The organism is Flavobacterium sp. 22659 (assembly GCF_052044235.1).
Taxonomy (GTDB): domain Bacteria; phylum Bacteroidota; class Bacteroidia; order Flavobacteriales; family Flavobacteriaceae; genus Flavobacterium; species Flavobacterium johnsoniae.
Genome location: NZ_JBQEMU010000023.1, coordinates 17,455 through 38,743, shown reverse-complemented (window position 1 = coordinate 38,743; position 21,289 = coordinate 17,455). Strand labels below are relative to the sequence as shown.

Genomic DNA, 21,289 nt, shown 5'->3' with positions numbered 1-21,289 from the left:
TTACCCAACAATGAAAAAATATATAAAACATAAAATTACAAGACTATTGCCTTTCGCAGTATTGGCAGTGCTTTCCAGCTCTTGTTCAAAAGATTTTCTTGACTCAGATCCGCTTTCGTTTTACGAACCGGGAACTACATTTTCTACAGAAGCCGGATTACAGGCAACTTTAGCATTGTGTGACAAACAGCTGCGTAATAATTATATTCACTTTGGTTATTCTGGTGTGAGTGTGCCTATTGGTACAGAATATCTTTTCTCAGATATGGCACAGTATGGAAAAACTGACACGGGCAGTAATATTGCTGATTATGCGAATACTATTGTTCCTACTGGAGATTTTAGAAGAGATGCAGGCGGTGAATCTATTTATCTTGGATTTATGTGGACAGAAGCCTATACAGGTATTAAAAATGCTAATACTGTATTGACCTATATTGGTAATGTGACAAGTTTATCTGCAGAAGTTAAAAATAAATATATCGGTCAGGCTTATTTTCATAGAGCATACCGTTATCTTAATCTAGTGTATCAATTTGGAGATATTCCGCTGATCACTAAAATTTTGGAAGTTCCAAAGCAGAGTTATTATTCTACAAAAAAAGAAGCCATTATTGAAATGATTACGGCTGATATGGAGAAAGCTGTAGAATGGGTGCCTGAACAGGCAAAAATAGGTTACGTGGGTATGATTAGTAAAGGTGCCTGCCGTCAGTTATTGATTAAATGTTATTTAGCATCCGGAAGATTTGCCGATGCTGAAGCACAAGCCAATATTTTGATTAATCAATCTGGTTATTCTTTGGTACAAAATACTTTAGGAATATTTGATCCGGGAGGAAACCCAACGGCATGGCCTATTACAAGAAATGTAATCTGGGATTTGCACAGACCTGAAAACAAAGTGATTTCTGCAAATACAGAGGCTATTTTGGTGGCACCAAATGGAGGAGCACAGTCATTTTTAGCATTTTCTTCAATGAGAATTTTTGGTCCAAACTGGAATGATGCCAACTTAATTACTCCTGACGGAAAAACAGCTGCGCCTCGTTTTCCATTGACGGATAAAACCAATTATAATGCAAAGTATGATTATCAAAGAGCAATAGGGCGTGGTATTGGTACAATCAGCGGTTCTTATTACTCACAGCATCCTATGTGGGTTGTAAATGGTGTTGAAGATAAGGTCGATCTTAGACATAACAGTACTGTTGGTAACTGGGTAAATATGGAAGATCTTAAATATGCTCCGGGTGCTGGCGGAAGTGCAGCGTGGGCTGGTCAAAATTTTAGAATGAAAGATGCATCTGGCAAGTTGTTAGCGCAGGATTCTATTCGTGACTGGTTTGATTTCCCGCATTATAAAATCTTTTATCACGATGTTGTGGCCGAAGCTAATCCGGCAGCAAATGATTTTCAAGGAGCTACTGCAGGAGCAAGTGCGCATATGTATATCTATCGTTTAGCCGAAACTTATTTGTTACGTGCAGAAGCCCGTTTTTATCAAGGCAATGTTTCAGGTGCAGCTCAGGACGTAAATGCTGTAAGAACAAGAGCAAAAGCTTCACAAATGTATACTACCGTAACTATTGGTGATATTTGTGCAGAAAGAGGAAGAGAGCTTTATATGGAAGAATGGAGAAATGTTGAGTTAAAACGTATTTCACATTGTCTTGCGCTAAGCGGAAAACCAGATGAATGGGGAAATACGTATAACAAAGACACTTGGGATAAACAAGCAGGAAAAGACGCATCTGGAGGAAGTTATTGGTGGCAGCGTATTGTTCATTATACCCTTTACAACAAATATCCGGGAGGTATTTCTTTAAAACCAGGTGTAAAGTTTTATTCTATGGATAAACGCAACAATTACTGGCCAATTCCATTTAGACTTGCAATCGAGCCTAACATTAGAGGTCAGTTAAGCCAGAATTTTGGTTATGACGGATATAATGCAGGAGTAAAAGTTTGGGATAAATGGCAGGATGCTGTTGATGACGAAAGTAAAATTTAAATCTCTTTATTTAATTTTTAAAATACCAAAAAGGCGGCCAATTGGCCGCCTTTATTTATGGTATGGAAGAATTTTTAACTGATTTATTCTTCTGATTCTGTAAATTGGTTAAGTCCGTATTATAAAATACCATAAAAAGTAAACCTGCAAATCGTAAGGACTTGCAGGTTTTATGTTAATTAAGCAGAATTAAAAAGAATCGTTTTGCTGCGAATATAAGAAACCCAAAAAAGTGTGTTTATTCACGAATTGATGTTTTATCCTGAAGTGTCATTTTTGCTATTTCATCTTTTCTTTTAAAAGTAACGCCATTATGTTTTTTGATATACTCTAATAAATCAGAAGTAGTTTTAACCATTTGCGGTGTACCGCCAATTCGGTCGTGAAAACTGATAGAAAGCTGTCTTCGCTTAAATTCACTTTCTGCATAAAGCTGGTCAAATTCAGCCTTAACCTGATTAAAAAATTGATCTGAAGAAAAGTTTTTGCCCTCAATCAAAACAATATCATTACAGCGAATTGTATAAGGAACAACTGTAAAATCTTTTTTATTAACCTGAATAATGAAAGGCTCATCTCTGCTTAAATCATCTATATGATAGGTAAAACCCAATTCCTGAAGAATTTTTAAAGTGTTTTCTCCACGTCGAAGCCAGTTGGCATTATATCCAACAGCGGTAAAACCTGTAACACTTTTTATAGCATCAACTCCGGCTTTGATGAACTTTTTCTCTTCGTCGTAAGACATGGCATATTGCGAACTCCAGTTCATTCCGTGAGCCGCTGCCTCATGTCCGCGCTGTACAATTTCTTTTGCCAGCTGTGGATTTTGCAAAACAGCCGAGCCTACCATATGCGAAGTTACTTTTATTCCGTGTTTGTCCCAGTTGTCCAGCATTCTCGGAATTCCTTCTTTATAACCGTATTGGTACCAGGTTTCGGCAGGAAAGTCATTATAGCCTTTCTGCATGTTCTGCGGAAACGGACTTTCAGCATTTTGAGGCTGTCCGCCCGCTTCAAACTGCATAGAGACAGAAACTACTAATCTAGATCCGTCTAACCATTTATTTGGTGTTTCTAATTCCATTTTTTCTTTATTTATAGGAGTTGAAAAAGCCTCAACAGGATTTGCCATCATCGCCGCGCTTGTCAATCCCGCCATTTTTATAAAATTTCTTCTAGTTGTCATTGCATGAATATTTTAATTGTAAATAAACTCTAAGTATATATTATTGAAAAAGTTTTAAATACATAGAAACATAGATTTTGATATAATTTGAGAATACGAAAGAGAAATATATCTCTGTTACATAGTTCCAACAACACTTTTGGTTGATTTTTTTGGTTTCACGCAGATTCGGCAGATTTGAGCAGATTAAATATTTTGAAATCTGTGTTAATCTGATTAAATCATTTTAAATCTGCGTGAAATAATTCAATAAGCTATGTTTATTTAAACAAGCGAAACGCCTTTATAGATACAGTAAACCTATGTCTCTATGTGTTTAAAAAATGATGTGCAAAGAGTTGTTAAAACTTAATCTGTGCCGTAACCCCCGTAAAAAACATATTTTTTCCAGTTCCAGCAGCTTTTAGAAAATCCCCAGCTTTAAACCAAGTTGCCTCAATACGGAAATATAAATATTGATTAGGAGTGTAGATAATTTCACTTTCTAACTGTTTTCCAATCTCTTTGGCGTCGGTTGCATCGCCAGGATAAATCATAATCGTGTTTGGACCATAAATTCCGTCCTGATTGCTGTATCTCCAAAACATATCATAATCAATAACCCAATCGATATTTTTGGCCAGTTCTAGACTAATAGAAGGATGGAAGTCAACCAAATTCGAAGGCCCGATTACCGAAGCCAATCCAAAATAAGCACCTCTAGGAAACAACGGATTAAAAGTATTTAATTGATTATCTCCATTTGTTTTATCACCGCTGATTAATTCTACTTTAAATCCAAATTCGGGTTTTAAAACTACCGATGTAAATCGGTATCCGGTATTTAGAGAAACCGTCCATGCCTTAATATCTTTAGATTCAATATTGCCAAACTGATAAACCGCTTCGGCATCGTAACGCCATTCATCATATTTTCCCCAAATGCGGGTTCCAACGGAATGCCGTAATTCTTTTCCGCCCGCATCATCAAAATTCGCATTTGCCCTTTGATATCCCAGATAATACAAATCAATATTTTTGATTGCCGGAATTTTATTGATAACAAAATAACTTCCCCAAAACTGTCTTTTTTTATTCGAGTAATCATCAAAAATGCCGTCTTGTGCTGCAACATAATGACTGTAAAATAAATCGGCTCGATAATTATTGAAACCTAAAACAGTTTTCATGGCATCAAACGATTGACGGTTATTTGGTCCATCCCGAACCGCAACCAAACGTTGAGAACCATAACTCAATTCCTGTCTTCCGGCTCTAAAAATCAATTGTTTATTTTTTTCTGAAATAAGATTAATATCTACAAAACCCTGATGTACTTCTAGCGGGTCGCTGTCAACCGGACTCGGATCAATTCTTCCGTTAGCATTACTGCTTTGTAATTGTATAAATGCCCTGAAATATTTGCTCGAATGAAAATCAGCATGAAGCAGTAAACGATTTAAAATATAGCCGTCTGGATCTTGTGGATCATCGCCCCATTTTTCATTTTTGGCATAAAAATATTGATACCGAATCTCTCCTCCAAAACTCAAATACGTTTTCCCCGAGGAGTAGAGCGGCAGGTATTTCATGGTTTTATACCAATTATTTTTAACCGTATCTTTTTGCAAAACTTCATAATTTTCATCAAAACGCAGTGGTTTAAAATCAGGATAATGCTGCGCCTTAAGCTGTATGCAAAAAAGAAATAATAGGATAATTTTTTTCATGGCTATTTGCCTAAACTGTTTTTCTTGATATCGTTGTACGCGTTTGGAATATTGAAATTGTAATGAAGCCAGTTAAAAAGAACATAACCTTTATCAAATTCTTTCATTGTTAGAGAGGCTTTTACTTGGTCTAAAGTTTCGCCTTTTTTAACGGCAACTTCTACATTTGTCTTCAGAGCATTTACATAATCAATCGTGTATTTTATGCCTTTTTTGTTTGTAATTCTGCCGTGACCCGGAACCACAACATCATTGTCGCCAACCATGTCGTAAATTTTTTGAAGATTGCGGACTGGCTCTAAAAAATAACCGTCAAACAGCCACGGAATCGCTGGACTTTCGGCAATAAAAGGATTTCCAGCCCACAAAACATTCTTATCTGAATCTTTCAGAAAAACAAACAAATCTGCGGGAGACTGTGCTGTTCCGACATTGATAATTTCTACAATTTTACCGCCGCCCAAATCCAATTTTAAGCTTTGATTTACAGCTATGGTAAGATCAGCAGGACGATATACACTTTGTTCAATACCGCGGTCTTTTCCAAAAAGCATGATCATAAATTGTTTAATTCCGTCGTAGTTCTTGGCGAGATTTTCTTTACAGAATTCATTTTGTATCAAAATAGTTTCTTTTGGAAGAAGGTAATTTCCAAAACAATGATCGCCGTGATCACTAGTATTTACAGCATAAACAATAGGTTTTGGAGTAACAGAACGAATCAATTTATACAATTGATCGTATAATCTTTTACTCAGCATCGTTTCTATTAACAAAACGCCTTTATCACCCACAATAAAACCCGCAGAAGTTGCCTGCGGAATCCCTTTTGTAGTTTCGGTTTCAGTCGTTGCTGGTGAAACTGCATACACATTATCCGAAATTTTATGCAGCTGTAAGGTCACTTTATTAGCGTCCCAAATTGGCACTTCTGGGGGCATTGGAAATTGTGCATACGTATGCTGCACTAAAAACAGCATCATCAATATTATAATAGGGTTTATCTTTTTCATGGTTGTTTTTTTAATTGATATTGTTATTGAATTTTGCCATTGATATTTATCTCTGATATCCGCCAAAATATTTCACAGGAGACCAATCCGGAATTACGGCTGGAATCTCAGGATTCAGGTCTTTATATTCCGCGGAAGCGTAAACAATTTTGCCATTCACAACAGTCAAAACCGATTCTATTTTTCGAATGTCATCTGGTTTAACCGAGAAATAATCATCAGAAATAATGGCTAAATCAGCATACATTCCTTTTACCAGTTTTCCTTTGTCTTTTTCTTCACCCGAAAACCATGCACTTCCAGAAGTGTACAATTGCAAAGCTGTGAACTTATCTAAAACCTGATCTTTCGGCCAAAACTGTATGCCGCCAATTGTTTTTCCAGTAAGAAGCCAATGCAAAGACATCCACGGATTGTAAGTTGAAATTCGGGTTGCATCGGTTCCCATTCCCACAGGAATTCCCAATTCCAGCATTTTCCTGATAGGAGGAAGCTGCGTTTTTGGAGCTCCGTACATTTTGTTGTACAGTTCCCCTTGATAATACATTCTAAACTGCACTGCAATACCGCCTCCTAATTTTTTAACACGTTCGAGTTCAGATGGCGTAATTGTTTCGGCGTGATCAAAAAACCAGCGTAATCCGTTAAACGGAATTTCCTTGTTTACTTTCTCAAAAACATTCAGCATTCTGTCAATCGATTCGCCGTAAGTAGCGTGAAGTCGGAAAGGCCATTTGTTTTTAGCCAATAATCTGATAATTGGTTCCAGATCTTTTTCCATTTCATCGGACAAAACAATTCTCGGTTCCAGAAAATTTTCAAAATCAGCTGCCGAAGCTACGATGTTTTCTCCCGCGCCTTCTTCTACATAACCATTTGGAACTATTAAATTATCATTTTTATTGATCTGAGTTTCGGCAACCCATTTCTCATAATCCTGTAATTCTTTGCCTTTTTGCTGAGCGAATAAATAATATGAAATTCGCAGGCTCAGTTTGTTTTGTTTCGCCAGTTCTAAAGATGTAACATAATCAGCAGGAAAGTTTTGACTTCCTCCAGCCGCGTCAATTATACTTGTAAGTCCAAAACGATTAAGTTCGTGATTAAACTGTATGGAACTGTTAATGCGTTCTTCTGGAGTTAATTTTGTGGTTAAACCTAATGTAGTATAAATTGCTTTAGGTGTTTCTTTGGCGTACATTAAACCAGTTAAATTTCCGTTTGCATCCTGTTCCAGAAGACTTCCTTCGTATTTCGTATCTTTTGTGTATTTTAAAACTTCAATTCCTTTTTTATTAAGGAAAGCTTTTCCATATAAATAGGTTATAAAAACTGGTTTATCAGGAACGGCAGCATTGATTTCGTCAATTGTAGGTTGTCTTTTTTCTTCAAATTGAAATTCATTCCAGCCGCCAATTACTTTAATCCAAACGCCTTCTGGAGTTCTTGCTGCTTGTTCTTTCAGCATTTCCATGGCGCGTTTTAAGGTTTTTACACCATCCCAGCGCAATTCAGAATTATAATTCAAACCTTCACGAATGACGTGCATATGACTGTCATTCAATCCCGGAATTACTGTTTTTCCTTTGGCATCAATTAGTTTTGTTGCCGAAGATTTATATGCTGAGAGAATACTTTTCTCAGTTCCTGTATCCAGAATAATTCCGTCTTTTATTGCAATTGCCTGAACAAATTCGTTTTGTTTCTGCATGGTTGCAATTTTTCCGTTGTAGATAATCAGATCTGCTTTTTGCTGGGCTTGAGATGACAAGCCCGCAGAAAGCAATAGAATTAATAATAATTTTTTCATGATTTTAGTTATTTAATCCTTTGAGGGTAATTATTTTAACACATAGAAACATAGTTTTTTGGAGGTTTAAAAAAGGCGTTTCACTTGTTTAAAACAAACATAGTTGGCTATGTGTTAGAAACTAGTTTCTTTTTAATCACTTTCCTATAAATAAAATTCTATGTTTCCATGTGTTAAATAAAAAACACAACGGGTTATTTAGCCAAGAAAAAGGCTAGTAAATCTTTTTGTACCTGAGCTGTATTTTCTTGAACCAGCCAGTGGCCAGCACCCGCTATTTTAGATTCAGTAACATTTTCTGCAACCAGTTTAGAATGATCTTTAAGAAAAGCCGCCGCAAAATATTCGCCGCCCATTGCCAATAATGGCATTTTTAGCTTTTTCTTAGCAAAAACTAAGTTGTCTTTTCCGTCTTGGTCAAATGCGCCAAACCATTTAAAAGCAGCGGTTGTACCTCCTTCAACAGCATAAGCTCTAATAAATTCTGCAGATTCTTCTGGAGTAAAAGGATCTTTTACGTGTCCTACAACCGGCCAGAAATTAGTTAAGAATTCTTTTTCTTTTCCTTTTACAATATCTCCCGATGCCGGCCATGCAAAAAATCCAAACCACCACGCAGATCCTTTAACATTTGACCAAACTGGCTCAATTCCAGGTAAAAGGGCATCCATTAAAGCGACTTTTTTTACGCTCTCTCCATATTGTGCTGCATAAGCATAAGCGACCATAAGTCCGATATCATGTCCGGCCAGATTGATATTTTTATACCCAAGCTGATTTACTAATTCATGAATATCAGATGCCATTGTTTTTTTATCGTAACCGCTTTCTGGTTTGTCAGATTCTCCTACACCTCTTAAATCTGGAGCGATAACAGTAAAATGTTTGGATAATTCTGGTAATAAACGATTCCACATATACCAGTTTTGCCCAAAACCGTGAACTAAAACTAATGGATCTCCTTTACCGCCAATTACGTAATGAATTTTGATTCCGTTTACAGTGGCAGTGGCATGTTTAAAGTTTTCTGGAGGATTTGCCGGTGCAGTTTGTGTTGTTTCGGTTGTTTCTGCAGGTTTAGATTCTGCCGCAGGAGTTTCTTCTGCTTTTTTATTACAGGAAATGAATGTCAGGAGTAAAATTGCAAAGCCAAATAACTGTGCCGATTTACTTTTGAAGTTTAAGAATGACATGTTTAATAAATTCGTTTTCATGATTTTAAAATTTTAATTAGTTAAAAAATAATTGGTTATTATGAAATTTGTACCGGAAGTTTTTCGATCCAGTTTTGTATGTAAAGCGCGATTTCCTGCCAGCCCGGCTGATTTAAAACAAAGTGGTTTCTTTCGGGAAAAACCTTGTAATCTGTCACAGAATTTTTGTCTGTGTATTTTTTGTAGTTAGAATAGTTAAGAGATTGAGGAATAGTATGATCGATTGATCCTGCAATTAGTAACAATGGTTTATGCGGAGCATTAAAATCTACTCTTGCTGTTGATGTAATGGTGTCCCTAACGATTAATTTTGATTCAGGAATTGCAAAATCGCAATACGCTTTTTCCTGCCATTCTTCGGGCATTCCGTTTGTAAAAGCATACTGCCACTGACTAAAACTCATCATAAATGTTTTTTTAGTCGAGGTAAAAAAGCCAAGCGGACCCCAGCCAGCTTTTAAAAAGGAGAATTTAAAAGTCATAATTCCCTGTGGGGGAACCGAATGTATTGCAATTGCAGCAGATGCTAAATTGCGCTGCAACAGTATTTGTGCTGTAAGTCCGCCAATAGAATGTCCTATGATAATAGGTTTTTGAGGCAGATTTTTAGCAATACCTTCAAAATATTCGATCAATTGAGACAATCGAAAACTGGCAACCTGCGGTTCAGGATGACGTTCGCGTAAAACTTCTACAGGAGCGTCTTTGTGAGGCCATGAAGGAGCTAAAGTTTTGAAGCCTTTGTTTTCAAAAAAAACTTTCCATTCGTCCCAGCATTTATTACTTACAAATGCACCTGTAATAAAAAGTATCGTAGTAGGGTTTTCAGTCAGCATAATACGTGTTTTAGTGTTATGCCAAACTATAAACTAAAATCAAACCTATTTTGTAATTATTTGATTTTTAATGAATTAAATGTTTTTTGCTGATTTTCAGCGAACTATATTTCGTCGTACAACGAAAAAAGAGCAACGTAATACCGTTTTTTTAATTATGAATTGATAATTGTTAATTAACAATTCATAATTAACAATTCACCATTAAAAATGACTTCTTTTGATGCCGAGTTTTTGCATTCTTGATGCCAGTGTAGTAGGAGGAAGGCCGAGTATTTCAGACGCACCGCCGGCACCTCTGATTCTTCCATTGCATTTTTCTAAAACATTGATAATGTGTTCTCTTTCGTTTTCCTGAATCGTTTTAAAGAACCATTCATTAGATTTGTTATTTGTTTTTATTTCGTCAAAAGCCGGAAGCGGAATATGTTCAATAGTATCTGTTTTTGCTAAAAGAATACTTCTTTCGATAAGATTTTCGAGTTCTCTAATATTTCCGGGCCATTGGTAAGATAAAAGACTTTTTAATGCGCTTTCTGCTATTTCGGTTACATTTTTTCCCGTTTTAGCACTGTATACTGCTATAAAATGACGTGCCAGAAGTCCAATGTCTTCTTTGCGTTCTCTTAACGGCGGAAGCTGAATAGGAAATACATTTAACCTATAATATAAATCAAGTCTAAAACGTCCGTCTGCAACTTCTTTTTCCAGATTACAATTGGTTGCCGCAATTATCCTGACATTTACTTTTATAGGCAGATTGCCGCCAACACGTTCGATTTCTTTTTCCTGAATGGCGCGTAGTAATTTTGCCTGCATTTCAAGAGGCATATCTCCAATTTCGTCCAGAAATAAAGTTCCGTTATTGGCTTGTTCAAATTTACCAATTCGTTTTTCTGTAGCTCCTGTAAAAGAGCCTTTTTCATGTCCAAACAATTCTGATTCGATAAGACTAGGAGGCAGAGCAGAACAATTAATTTTTACGAATGGATCATTTTTTCTGCCAGATAATTGTTGAATACTGTTAGCAATGCTTTCTTTTCCGGTACCGCTTTCGCCTGTAATTAAAACAGTTGTATCTGCCGGAGCTACTTGTATAATATGATCGAATAATTTTAAAAGCATGGGACTTTTGCCCACAATAGATTCAAATCCAAATATTTTTGTATTTTTTCCGGTATTATTTGCAGAAGATTTTTTTTGATCTAATTTTTTATCAGCATGTATTAAATTTTCGATAGCATAAATTAAAGGTTCCTGAAGTCTTTCGCAAAGTGTAAGATGATTTTTGTTGTAATTGTTTGGCTGTCTGCTGAAAAAAGACAAATAAAGCCCGCCGTTTTCATGAAGGGATAAAGGAACTGGCAGCATTAAATTGGACTTCATGTTCATGGAATTGGCAATCATTTTTTTGATGGGTGTTTTTTCGCATATTTTTACAAAATCCAGATCATTATAAAATGTTGCATTGGTTTCTACTTTACTTTTATTTCTTAATTCATTAATTTCAGATTCTTTTAATGCCGTAATATTCTGCAGTTCTTCAATTCCTATTTTTTGATATTCATGTAAACCTGTTCTGGCATACCCTAAAACCCGATTTGATAATTTATTATCGATATAAAACACGGCCATTACAAGATCAAAAGAAATAAGTGACTGCAAAGACGTAATTATGTTTAGAACACGATCATCCCAGGTGCCGCTTTTTTTGACTATTGATTTTAATTGTTTCTGAAACAAAAGTTCTTTTCGAATAGAAGATTCAATTCCGTGCTCTTGATGATATTCTGCAATTTCGATCGTAATCAATAAATCTTTTTCACGAAAAGGTTTTACCAAAAATCCATACGGATGTGTCAGTTTAGCTTTATTGAGAACTTCTTCGTTAGAATTTGCAGAAAGATATATAAACGGGATATTGTTTTCTTTGAGAATTTCGGCAAGATCTATTCCGGTTTCTTTTCCTAAAAGAAAAATGTCTAAAAGAACCAGTTCTGGTTTTTCCTGAGCAATATAATATTTAGCATCAGAAACTGACCGGGCCATTCCTATAATTGAATGTCCTGCTTTTTTGAGCATCAATCGCAAATGATTTGCTTCTACAAACTGATCTTCAACAATGAGTATTTTTAAAGGTTTTGCCATTTTATAGAATTAAATTAATCAAGATTACTTTCGTTAAGAGTGAACTCCAAAGTTATTTTGGTGCCGTTTGCATTTGATATTAAAAACTTTCCTTCAATATCAGCAGCCAAACCGTGCATTAGTTTTATACCCAAAGAAGGATTATTATAAGGATCGAAATCGGGTGGAAGCCCTATACCGTTATCATGAATGATTAATATATAATTGCCACTGTCCCTTTTTTTAAGCGTAATATTTATTGTGCAGTTCTCATGATCTGGAAATGCATATTTTATTGCATTTGTAACTGCTTCATTAAAAATAAGTCCTATGGGAATGGAATGTGATAAAGGAAGATTAAAACTATCTATGTCTAAAGTGAATCGGATGGTATTTCGTATTTCAAAAGAATCTTTTAGATATTCTGTTAATTCGAAAATGTATGAAGGCATATCAATAATCGACAAGCTTTCTGATTGATATAATTTTTGATGAATTAACGACATAGCCTGAATTCTGTTTTGGCTGCTGTTAATTGCCTGAACTGCTTCTTCATTTTTTAAAAACTCAGTCTGGCTTGCTAAAAGGCCAACCACCATATGCAGGTTATTTTTTACCCTGTGGTGAATTTCACGCAGCAGCCATTCTTTTTCGACTACAAGATTTTGCAGTATGGTATTTTTTTTATTGATTTCGTTTTGCTGGGTTTCGAGTATTTTATTTGTTTTTTTCTTGAACATGAAACTTTTGTACAGCAAACCAAGAATTATAAGTAAAAGCACCACAAAGGTGAACATCGAATTACGCAAAAATACTTCGTTGTTAAGTCTGCTTTGCTGTAAAAGGGTTTTGTTTTTAAGCCTTATAATGTCCTTATTTCTCTTTTCTGCTTCATAAATAATATTAAGTCTTGTTGAAATAGGATAGATAGCTTCTTCTTTGAGATTTGCGGCCCTATAATAAAATATCGCTTTTTTGAGGTAGTTTAAGGAGCTGTTAAAATTAGATGAGGAAAAATATAATTCACTAATTTCCCTGTAACAGTCACCAATCCTTTTATAATTTCCTGTTTTTTCAAATAGGGCAGCAGCTTTAAAAATTGGTTCTAATCTCTCTGTTATAGGTGCATTGGTTCTCATTTTTGATGACCAGACCATAACCCAGGATTCTGCTAAATCATCTAAATCATTTGTTTGGGTTAATACTGCTATTGCTTTTCTGGCTGTAACTTCTATCATCGAATTGTGGTTTCTCAATTCATGTATCATTGAAAGCTGCAGATAACATTTGCCGGAATATATATTTGAATGAATTGCCTGGCTTATCCTTAGGGCATCTTCTGCATACTGAAAAGCTTTTTCTAATGTTTTAGGGTTGTTATAAGAGGCTTCATACCAGTCGCTTACTTTTAATAAAATCTTGATTTTATCTACGTTTTCCGGTAAACTGCTTAGCAGTCTCTCAGCTTTTTTAACTTGTTGTTCGCTGTAAGGCGGTTCTTGATTTGTATTGTGTTTTTGAGCAGGCAGGCTTTTTTCTGTGGTTTCAATTTGTTTTCCATTTTTGGCTGAAGCCCAGACAGTTTGGTCTCCAATTGTAAGTATAACAAGGAGAAACAAAAGTGCTTTGAATTGGTTAGGAAACATCTTTCGTATGATTAAACGGGCTTTGGTTATACGAAGGTATTGATAATTATGTATGTAAGTTTAAAATTTCAGAAAATTGACCGCCAACGATATTTCGTTGGTAAATCTAAAATAATAAGCTCAGAAAAGTTTTTAATGCGACGGGAATTTTTTTAGAATCTATTTCTTATCACTGACATAAAGCTTGTAAATGGTTTTAGGATTTTCAGCCTATTCAAATAGAATAAATATCAATAAAACAAAAAGATGAACATCACTGTTCATCTTTTTGTTTTATTACTGCCTTAAATAAGCTGAAATGGGTAAATCCCATTTCAAACCAAAAAAGATATACCGTTCATGCGGCAGTGATTCAATTATTGGTTTATGGTATGTTTGAAATGAAATTATTTTATTTCTGTAATGAATTCGCTTTGCGGAGTTCTTACTTTTTTTAGGTTTACTAACCAATCGTTAGAAGCATCTCTGTAACCCAAAGGCAGTACTAATACACTTTTAAGACCAAGCTCGTTTAAACCTAATAATTTATCTACCTCGGCTGGGATAAAACCTTCCATTGGTGTAGCATCAACCTCTTGTTCTGCAGCTGCAGCAATAGCTAAACCAAACGAAATGTAAGCTTGTTTTGCTGCATGATTGGCATGCCATTCCTGACCAAGATCTTTATACATACCCCAAAGTCTTTCTTTATATTCATCCATAGCACTTGCCGGAATTCCTCTTTCAGCAGTTGTTCTTTCAAAAACTTCTGAGATTTTTTCTAAAGAGTACCCATCCCATGCAGCAAAAACCAATACGTGAGAAGCATCCACAATTTGGCTTTGTTCAAAACCTACAGTTTTTATTTTTTCCTGTAATTCCTTATTCGTAATTACAAAAATTTTATATGGCTGTAAACCAGATGAAGAAGGAGCTAATCTTGCAGCTTCTAGTATATAATCGATTTTTTCCTGCGGTACAACTTGTCCGTTCATTTTTTTGGCTGCATAGCGCCATTTTAGAGCATCTAGTAATTTCATTTTCTGTATCAATTTTAATTCTATTCAAAAGTAAAGACTTTAAATATATTTTTATAATCTCAAGAGAAAATCTAATGTTAATATAAAGATAATCTTATCCAGCTGACAATCTTTAAATAGGAGCAGCCTTAGGTGAAGGCAGTTTTAGTTTCTTGAATAGGCATATTCGTGTCTCTTTATCCATTTAGTATCTCCAGAAAATAAAACGTCTTTGCGTATAGAAAATGCAGTCTGGCTGATTGTATAAGTTTGCTTGATTACGGCTTCCTTATTATCATTACCGTCTTTTCCTTGTTTTTGAGTAACAATTTGTATTTGACCATCGGCGAGTTCCATTCTTGAGATTACCCCTTCTTTACCAATGTATTTTCCATCTTGTGAAATACTAATAATTTGGGTTGAGTTGGCACTTTTTTCTTTAGGGTAAGTATTAATGAACTCAAATTCATTAGAATTATTGATTCTTTTAACTTCAACATCTGCTGACATTGTATAGGGTTTTCCGGAAGAATAATCTAAGTAAGTCAAGCTTCCGTTCCAGCTGCCAGACAATTTTTGGAAGTCTTCAACAAGCTGCTGTGAATTTTTCTGAGCATTTGCAGAATATGTAACAAAGAGAACAATAGTTAATGCTGTAATAACGGTTATTTTTTTTCATTCTAATTATTATTAAGTGATACATTACTTGATAGTATCAAAATTAAAGAGAAGAAAAAGAAATAAAATTGACTTTTGGTAAGTTTTTTAGTATTTTTTTAACACGTAATAGTTTAATAATTGTATTTTTTTGTATTTTTATAAGGCAATAAATAAAGAATAAAGCTATGTCGAAACATTACTTTCTTTTATTTGTCTTGTTGACTTTATTTTCCATAACAGGAATAGCACAAACAAATTATAGTCTTCAAAAATCTCTCCAGACAGCAAAAAACAACAATCCCGTTCTCAAAAGCCAGCATTATGACGTAGATATTGCTCAAAGTGATATTGTAACGGCGAAATTAAGACCCAATCTAATTTTCGGTTTTAACTATATTGGCATCGCGGCAGAAAAAAACTATGCGCCTAATACCGGTTTTTTTAATAGTGCTAATACGCAGACGAATTTACAATTAGGCAAAGTTTTTCAGCTTGCAGGAACACGCAAAAATAAAATTGATTTTGCCAGTCAAAACTCAGTTTTAACTCAAAAAAACTACAATGAAATAGAACGTAACCTTTTTCAGGATGTAGGTTTGAAATGGGTTGATGTGTGGGCTGCGCAAAAACAATTGGAAATAGTAAAAAAAGCAAGCAGTAACTTAGACAGCTTGGTGATTATAAATAAAGTACGTTTAAAAAATCAGGTAATTACAGAAACAGATTTAAACCGTACAACTCTGCTGGCAAATCAATATACATTAGAAATAAGAAAAGCAGAACAAAATTTAAAAAACGAATTAGTCAGTCTGAAATATTTACTGGGCGCTCAGGAAGAAATAAATATTGATTCTAGTGATGATTTTGTATTTGTTCTGCCTTCTAATTTAGAAGATTTTTTACAGGAAGCTTTAGACAAACGAACAGATGCTTTGGCTTCTAAATCAATTTTAGATGTTGCTAATACTAATATCAATCTTCAAAAATCATTAGCTTATCCGCAGCCTGAACTGGGATTAATTTACAATCCGCAAAACACAATTCCGTATGTAGGTTTGTATGGTACAATTGAGCTTCCTTTTTTTACAAGAAATCAGGGTGAAATAAAAAAGTCAAATTACTTAAAACAGCAGGCAGAACAAAACCTGATAGCTACACAAGGACTGATTAAGACAGAAATAACCAATGCATTTAATGCTTACCAGACTCAAAAAAGCAATCTTGAAAGTTTTAGCGCATTAGTATCCAGATCAGAAAGTATTTTAAAGAGTGTAAAATATTCTTATTTAAGAGGCGGTACTACCATTATTGATTTTCTTGAAGCACAGCGCAGCTGGCTCGATATACAACAGCAATATTATGATTCGATGCAGGAGTATAGAATTAGTTATATCAAACTGCTTTATGCTTCAGGGTTAATTAATCAAATAGCACAATAATGATCTGCGATAATTATCGGGATTCATTAAAAAAACAAATACTATCTACTTATGAAACATTTATTAAAGTATAGCGGCATTATAGTATTGTTTCTTTATGCCTGCGGAGGCAAAGAAAACAAACCAAATCAGGCAGTAAACAACATGCCTGAGGTAAAAAATAATGGAAAAACAATTGTATTTCCTACAGACAGCAGTGCCGTCTTTTTTGAAACAGAATCCATTGGAAATTCAATTCTTAATAATCAAATTACTGCTCCAGCCAAAGTTTCGGCAACGGTTATGAAATCACAGGAAGGAGCATCGCAGAATATTATATTATTCGAAAACCCTGATTTGGCTGCCAGTTATACACAGCTTATTCAGCACTTGGCTAATGTAAATCAAATCCAGAATAAAAACATTAAACAAAAACAAATAGAAGTGGACCGTGCTAAAGACTTACTGGCGCATGGTGCAGCAACAGGAAAAGATTTGCTGGAAGCGCAGACAGCGTTATCTGTCGAACAGACTAATTTGGCCAATGAAAAAGCAGCTTTGATTGAGTTCGAAACAGACTTGAAAGCCGGAGGATTTGAACCCGAAGCACTCAAAAGAGCAAAAGCAGGAACATCATTTATTATTTGTGATATTCCGGAAAACCAGATAAGCAGAATCAAAAATGGAGACAACTGTATGGTGCAATTTACAGCATTTCCCAATGAAAAATTCTCTGGAAAAATTGATGCTATTGCCGATATGATTGATCAGTCTACCAGAATGGTTAAACTTCGAATAAGCTTAAACAATTCAAGCGGTAAATTTAAAGCAGGCATGTTTGCTGCGGTTTCTTTTGGCATAAGCGAAGGTGATAATATAAGCATCGATAAAAATTCATTGGTTACGGTTCAGGCAAAAAACTATGTTTTTGTAAAAAAAGGGAGTAAAGAATTTGAACGAACAGAAGTTACAATAGGAAATCAGATTGGAGACAGAATCGTTGTTTATAATGGTTTAACGAACGGTGATGCTATAGCTGTAAAAGGTGTTATGCAGTTAAAAGGACTCAGTTTTGGATATTAAAAACAAAAATGCTGTTTAAAAAAAGAGAGTGGAAATTGTATTTGTTAACACCTTAAAGAAAAAACAATGATTCAGGCACAAGTATATATAGATAAAGACGAGTTAAAAGGAACACAGCCTTTATACGAGTACATTTTAAGATTTTTGATTGAACACAAAATTAAGGGAGCAACAGTATTTTATGGCAAAATAGGGTATGGAGCCAGCCGCTATCTTAACAGACCGCATGATTTGTTCAGTTTTGATAAAATACCCTTATTGATCAATTTTATAGATGAGGATGAAAAGGTAAAATCTGTTTTAACAGCTTTAAGAAAAGTATATAAAGGAGGTTTTATAGTTACGAATCAAGTAGAAAAATGGTAAAGAGATGATTAAAAATTTACTCATATTCAGTCTTCGTAACCGATGGGTTATAATTGCAATCAGCCTTGTTTTAATGGCAGTTGGTTTTTGGTGTTTTACTAAATTAAAAATAGAAGCATATCCGGATATTGCAGACACCAATGTAATTATTGTAGCGCAGTATGACGGAAGAGCCGCTGAGGAAGTAGAACAACAGGTTACGGTTCCTATTGAACGTGCTTTGCAGAATACGCCAAATGTTTTAGACCGCAGAAGCAGAACTATTTTTGGTTTGTCTGTAGTTCAACTTACTTTTAAAGACGGTACAGATGATTATTTTGCGCGTCAGCAGGTAACAGAACGACTTACAGAAGCTGAATTGCCGGATGGAGTTACACCTTCATTGGCACCGCTTTCTACCGCCGTTGGCGAGATTTTCAGATATGTTGTAGAAGCACCGTCAAATTACAGTCAGGCAGAACTTAGAGATTTACAGGACTGGGTAATAAAACCTGCCTTGCTGCAAGTACCGGGAATTGCCGATGTAACAACTTTTGGCGGACCATTAAAACAGTTTCATATTATTACTTCGCCGGAAAAGTTAAGAAAATACAATCTTACGCTTCAAAACGTAATGGATGCAGTAGATGCAAACAATCAAAACACAGGCGGAAATATAATTGAAAGAGGCGGACAAGGTTTTGCGGTGCGTGGTTTAGGAGCGATTAAGACAGAACGCGATATTCAAAACATTGTTCTTAAATCAGAAAATGGAATGCCCATTTTTGTTCGTGACGTGGCAACCGTAGAAATCACGCCTCCTCCGCCAAGCGGTGTTATGGGCTATACGGTTACCCAGGACAAAAAAGATGTAAGCAGCGGTGTTGAAGGTATTATTCTTTTAAGGCGATATGAAAACCCAAGCGAAGTTTTAAAATTGTTAAAAGAAAGAATGGCTGAGCTGCAGGAAAATGATTTACCTCAAGGCGTAAAACTGCGTCCGATGTACGACAGAACATTCCTAATTGATCATTCACTTGAAACTGTTGCACATACCTTATTTGAAGGGATTTCGATTGTAATTATATTATTGATTCTGTTTCTAGGAAGTGTACGAAGTGCATTGGTTGTAGCTTTAACGATTCCGTTTGCATTATTGTTTGCTTTTATTTTAATGCGGCTTACGGGTATTCCTGCCAATCTGCTTTCGCTTGGTGCAATAGATTTCGGAATTATTGTAGATGGCGCTTGTTTGATGGCAGAACATCTCATAAGGAAATACAGAACAACTACACCAGAAGAAAAACAAGAAGGCATTGTGCAAATTACACTTCAGGCTGCTCAGGAAGTTGGAAGAGAGATTTTCTTCTCCGTAACTATTATTATATTGGCTTATATGCCAATACTTTTAATGACTCGAGTAGAGGGAAAATTGTTTTCTCCGATGGCTTTAACTTTGGCATTTGCGGTTATCGGTTCAATGCTGGGAGCGCTTACCTTTATTCCGGTTCTAATTTCATTTGTTTACAGAAAGGCAATGCTTGATGTAGATAAACCTATAAAAGAGCATAAAAATGTAGTGTTGGATTATTTAACCAGATCTTACGAAAAAACATTATCCCGATTTTTAAATAATTATAAAAAAACAACGATAATTGGTTTCTCGATTGTAGCTATATTTATTTTATGCGGCTTAAAATTAGGAACCGAATTTTTACCAACATTAGATGAAGGATCGATCTTTTTAAGAGGAAATTTTCCAGCAGGGATTTCGATACAGGAAAATGCTAAATATGCTCCTAAAATCAGAAAAATAATCGCTAAATATCCTCAAATATCTTACGTAATAACACAAACCGGGCGCAATGACGATGGCACCGATCCGTTTCCAGCTAATAGAAATGAAATTTTAGTGGGATTAAAAGATTACAAACTCTGGAGTGATACCATTGCCAAAAAAGATTTGGTCGAAATAATTAAAAAAGATTTGCAGCAGCAAATTCCATCAGTGCAATTTTCTTCAGGACAGCCAATTATCGATCAGGTTATGGAAATTGTAAACGGAAGTGCGGCAGACCTGGCAGTTTCAGTCGTAGGCGATGATTTGGAAATGATGAGAAAAAAGGCAGAAACAATTGCACAAATTGCTAAAAATACACAAGGAGCTGAGAATGTCAACATTGAACAAGAAGGAGAACAAGAGCAATTAGCAATTGATATTAATAGGGAACAAGCAGCAAGATTTGGAATTAATGTAGCTGATATTCAAAACATGATCGAAGTAGCAATTGGCGGTAAAACAGTTTCAACCTTGTATGATGGAGCAAAACGTTATGATATTGTAGTTCGTTTTTTACCGCAGTACAGAAACTCTATTGATGCAATAAAAGCTATTTTAGTTCCATCTTCAAATGGAGCATTAATACCAATGGATCAACTGGCAGACATACATTTTGTTGAAGGTCAGACTAATATTTATCGTTACGGCAGCAAACGCATGATTACTGTTAGAACCAATATCAGGGGAAGGGATCAGGGAAGTTTTGTAAAAGAATTACAAGCAAAAGTAGATAAAAATGTTACCGTGCCTAAAGGATACAGCATCATTTACGGAGGACAATATGAAAATCTGGAACGAGCAGGAAAACAATTAGCATTCACCATTCCGTTAACAATTATTATGGTTTTTTTATTCCTTTTTATGCTGTATAAAAATTTTCAGCATACCATGATTACCATGAGTTGTATTTTGTTTGCTCTTGGAGGCGGTATTATGGCTCTACTTCTTAGAGGTTATTACTTTAATGTTTCTGCGGGTGTTGGTTTTGTGAGCATTTTTGGAATTTCAGTAATGTCGGGAGTACTGCTTGTATCGGCTTTAAATAGAAAAACATTATTTAAGAATGATAATCTGCAGGAAAATGTACTAACGGCTTCAAAAGAGCAGTTAAGAGCCTTGTTGTCGATTCTGGTTGTGGCTATTGTTGGTCTTATACCTGCGGCTACATCTTCAGGAATTGGTTCAGATGTGCAGCGGCCTCTTGCAACGGTAATTATAGGCGGATTGACTAGTACATTATTTTTTGCTCCAATACTGATTCCTCCTTTATATTTTTGGATGAACGAGAGAAAATGAAGATGAGTTATTGTTCAATTTAAAAATGAAAACGGTCATAATAAAAAACTGCTGAACTTATCGGGTTCAGCAGTTGTATTTTGTAATTCTG

At 35.2% G+C, this 21,289-nt stretch carries 15 protein-coding genes; 5 read left to right on the top strand and 10 right to left on the bottom strand.

Annotation, left to right across the window (positions count from 1 at the left end; all coding sequences use genetic code 11):
• Nucleotides 1-10 precede the first annotated feature (10 nt).
• A complete protein-coding gene (locus ACTJIW_RS19655) occupies nucleotides 11-2,014 on the top strand; it encodes a RagB/SusD family nutrient uptake outer membrane protein (RefSeq protein ID WP_440715797.1) in 2,004 nt (667 codons plus the stop codon).
• A gap of 238 nt (nucleotides 2,015-2,252) precedes the next feature.
• Here ACTJIW_RS19655 and ACTJIW_RS19650 read toward each other — a convergent pair whose 3' ends face one another.
• The 10 genes from ACTJIW_RS19650 to ACTJIW_RS19605 all read right to left on the bottom strand — a co-directional run bounded on the left by ACTJIW_RS19650 (nucleotide 2,253) and on the right by ACTJIW_RS19605 (nucleotide 15,129).
• Nucleotides 2,253-3,203: a polysaccharide deacetylase family protein gene (locus tag ACTJIW_RS19650; RefSeq protein ID WP_440715796.1), complete on the bottom strand. Its 951-nt coding sequence runs from the start codon at nucleotides 3,201-3,203 to the stop codon at nucleotides 2,253-2,255.
• 341 nt (nucleotides 3,204-3,544) lie between these two features.
• Nucleotides 3,545-4,912, bottom strand: coding sequence for an alginate export family protein (locus tag ACTJIW_RS19645; RefSeq protein WP_440715795.1), 1,368 nt, complete (start codon nucleotides 4,910-4,912; stop codon nucleotides 3,545-3,547).
• 2 nt (nucleotides 4,913-4,914) lie between these two features.
• Nucleotides 4,915-5,925, bottom strand: a complete 1,011-nt coding sequence (locus tag ACTJIW_RS19640; RefSeq protein WP_440715794.1) for an MBL fold metallo-hydrolase — start codon at nucleotides 5,923-5,925, stop codon at nucleotides 4,915-4,917.
• Nucleotides 5,926-5,971: 46 nt separating this feature from the next.
• A complete protein-coding gene (locus ACTJIW_RS19635) occupies nucleotides 5,972-7,735 on the bottom strand; it encodes an amidohydrolase (protein WP_440715793.1) in 1,764 nt (587 codons plus the stop codon).
• A 194-nt stretch (nucleotides 7,736-7,929) separates the two neighbouring features.
• A complete protein-coding gene (locus ACTJIW_RS19630; protein ID WP_440715792.1) occupies nucleotides 7,930-8,949 on the bottom strand; it encodes an alpha/beta fold hydrolase in 1,020 nt (339 codons plus the stop codon).
• Nucleotides 8,950-8,987: 38 nt separating this feature from the next.
• Nucleotides 8,988-9,785, bottom strand: coding sequence for an alpha/beta hydrolase (locus ACTJIW_RS19625; RefSeq protein WP_440715791.1), 798 nt, complete (start codon nucleotides 9,783-9,785; stop codon nucleotides 8,988-8,990).
• Nucleotides 9,786-9,989: 204 nt separating this feature from the next.
• A complete protein-coding gene (locus ACTJIW_RS19620; protein ID WP_440715790.1) occupies nucleotides 9,990-11,933 on the bottom strand; it encodes a sigma 54-interacting transcriptional regulator in 1,944 nt (647 codons plus the stop codon).
• Between the two features lie 14 nt (nucleotides 11,934-11,947).
• Nucleotides 11,948-13,558, bottom strand: a complete 1,611-nt coding sequence (locus ACTJIW_RS19615; protein ID WP_440715789.1) for a sensor histidine kinase — start codon at nucleotides 13,556-13,558, stop codon at nucleotides 11,948-11,950.
• A 386-nt stretch (nucleotides 13,559-13,944) separates the two neighbouring features.
• Nucleotides 13,945-14,577, bottom strand: coding sequence for an NAD(P)H-dependent oxidoreductase (locus ACTJIW_RS19610; RefSeq protein WP_012026453.1), 633 nt, complete (start codon nucleotides 14,575-14,577; stop codon nucleotides 13,945-13,947).
• Between the two features lie 144 nt (nucleotides 14,578-14,721).
• Nucleotides 14,722-15,129 (bottom strand): hypothetical protein, encoded by a 408-nt coding sequence (locus tag ACTJIW_RS19605; RefSeq protein ID WP_440715788.1) that lies wholly within the window; start codon nucleotides 15,127-15,129, stop codon nucleotides 14,722-14,724.
• Between the two features lie 272 nt (nucleotides 15,130-15,401).
• On the opposite strand from ACTJIW_RS19605, the gene ACTJIW_RS19600 reads away from it, so the two are divergent.
• From ACTJIW_RS19600 to ACTJIW_RS19585, 4 genes are all read left to right on the top strand, one after another.
• The gene (locus tag ACTJIW_RS19600; RefSeq protein ID WP_440715787.1) at nucleotides 15,402-16,655 is read left to right on the top strand and encodes a TolC family protein; all 1,254 of its coding nucleotides are present in this window, start codon (nucleotides 15,402-15,404) and stop codon (nucleotides 16,653-16,655) included.
• Between the two features lie 51 nt (nucleotides 16,656-16,706).
• Complete coding sequence (locus ACTJIW_RS19595) at nucleotides 16,707-17,717, top strand: efflux RND transporter periplasmic adaptor subunit (RefSeq protein ID WP_440715786.1); 1,011 nt, start codon at nucleotides 16,707-16,709, stop codon at nucleotides 17,715-17,717.
• 66 nt (nucleotides 17,718-17,783) lie between these two features.
• Nucleotides 17,784-18,083, top strand: coding sequence for a DUF190 domain-containing protein (locus ACTJIW_RS19590; RefSeq protein ID WP_012026449.1), 300 nt, complete (start codon nucleotides 17,784-17,786; stop codon nucleotides 18,081-18,083).
• Nucleotides 18,084-18,087: 4 nt separating this feature from the next.
• Nucleotides 18,088-21,198: an efflux RND transporter permease subunit gene (locus tag ACTJIW_RS19585; RefSeq protein WP_440715785.1), complete on the top strand. Its 3,111-nt coding sequence runs from the start codon at nucleotides 18,088-18,090 to the stop codon at nucleotides 21,196-21,198.
• Nucleotides 21,199-21,289 lie beyond the last annotated feature (91 nt).

Bases quoted from the DNA above. Each gene is read 5' to 3' on its own strand.
- ACTJIW_RS19655 (WP_440715797.1), top strand. From the start codon at position 11: ATGAAAAAATATATAAAACATAAAATTACAAGACTATTGCCTTTCGCA.
- ACTJIW_RS19650 (WP_440715796.1), bottom strand. From the start codon at position 3,203: ATGACAACTAGAAGAAATTTTATAAAAATGGCGGGATTGACAAGCGCG.
- ACTJIW_RS19645 (WP_440715795.1), bottom strand. From the start codon at position 4,912: ATGAAAAAAATTATCCTATTATTTCTTTTTTGCATACAGCTTAAGGCG.
- ACTJIW_RS19640 (WP_440715794.1), bottom strand. From the start codon at position 5,925: ATGAAAAAGATAAACCCTATTATAATATTGATGATGCTGTTTTTAGTG.
- ACTJIW_RS19635 (WP_440715793.1), bottom strand. From the start codon at position 7,735: ATGAAAAAATTATTATTAATTCTATTGCTTTCTGCGGGCTTGTCATCT.
- ACTJIW_RS19630 (WP_440715792.1), bottom strand. From the start codon at position 8,949: ATGAAAACGAATTTATTAAACATGTCATTCTTAAACTTCAAAAGTAAA.
- ACTJIW_RS19625 (WP_440715791.1), bottom strand. From the start codon at position 9,785: ATGCTGACTGAAAACCCTACTACGATACTTTTTATTACAGGTGCATTT.
- ACTJIW_RS19620 (WP_440715790.1), bottom strand. From the start codon at position 11,933: ATGGCAAAACCTTTAAAAATACTCATTGTTGAAGATCAGTTTGTAGAA.
- ACTJIW_RS19615 (WP_440715789.1), bottom strand. From the start codon at position 13,558: ATGTTTCCTAACCAATTCAAAGCACTTTTGTTTCTCCTTGTTATACTT.
- ACTJIW_RS19610 (WP_012026453.1), bottom strand. From the start codon at position 14,577: ATGAAATTACTAGATGCTCTAAAATGGCGCTATGCAGCCAAAAAAATG.
- ACTJIW_RS19600 (WP_440715787.1), top strand. From the start codon at position 15,402: ATGTCGAAACATTACTTTCTTTTATTTGTCTTGTTGACTTTATTTTCC.
- ACTJIW_RS19595 (WP_440715786.1), top strand. From the start codon at position 16,707: ATGAAACATTTATTAAAGTATAGCGGCATTATAGTATTGTTTCTTTAT.
- ACTJIW_RS19590 (WP_012026449.1), top strand. From the start codon at position 17,784: ATGATTCAGGCACAAGTATATATAGATAAAGACGAGTTAAAAGGAACA.
- ACTJIW_RS19585 (WP_440715785.1), top strand. From the start codon at position 18,088: ATGATTAAAAATTTACTCATATTCAGTCTTCGTAACCGATGGGTTATA.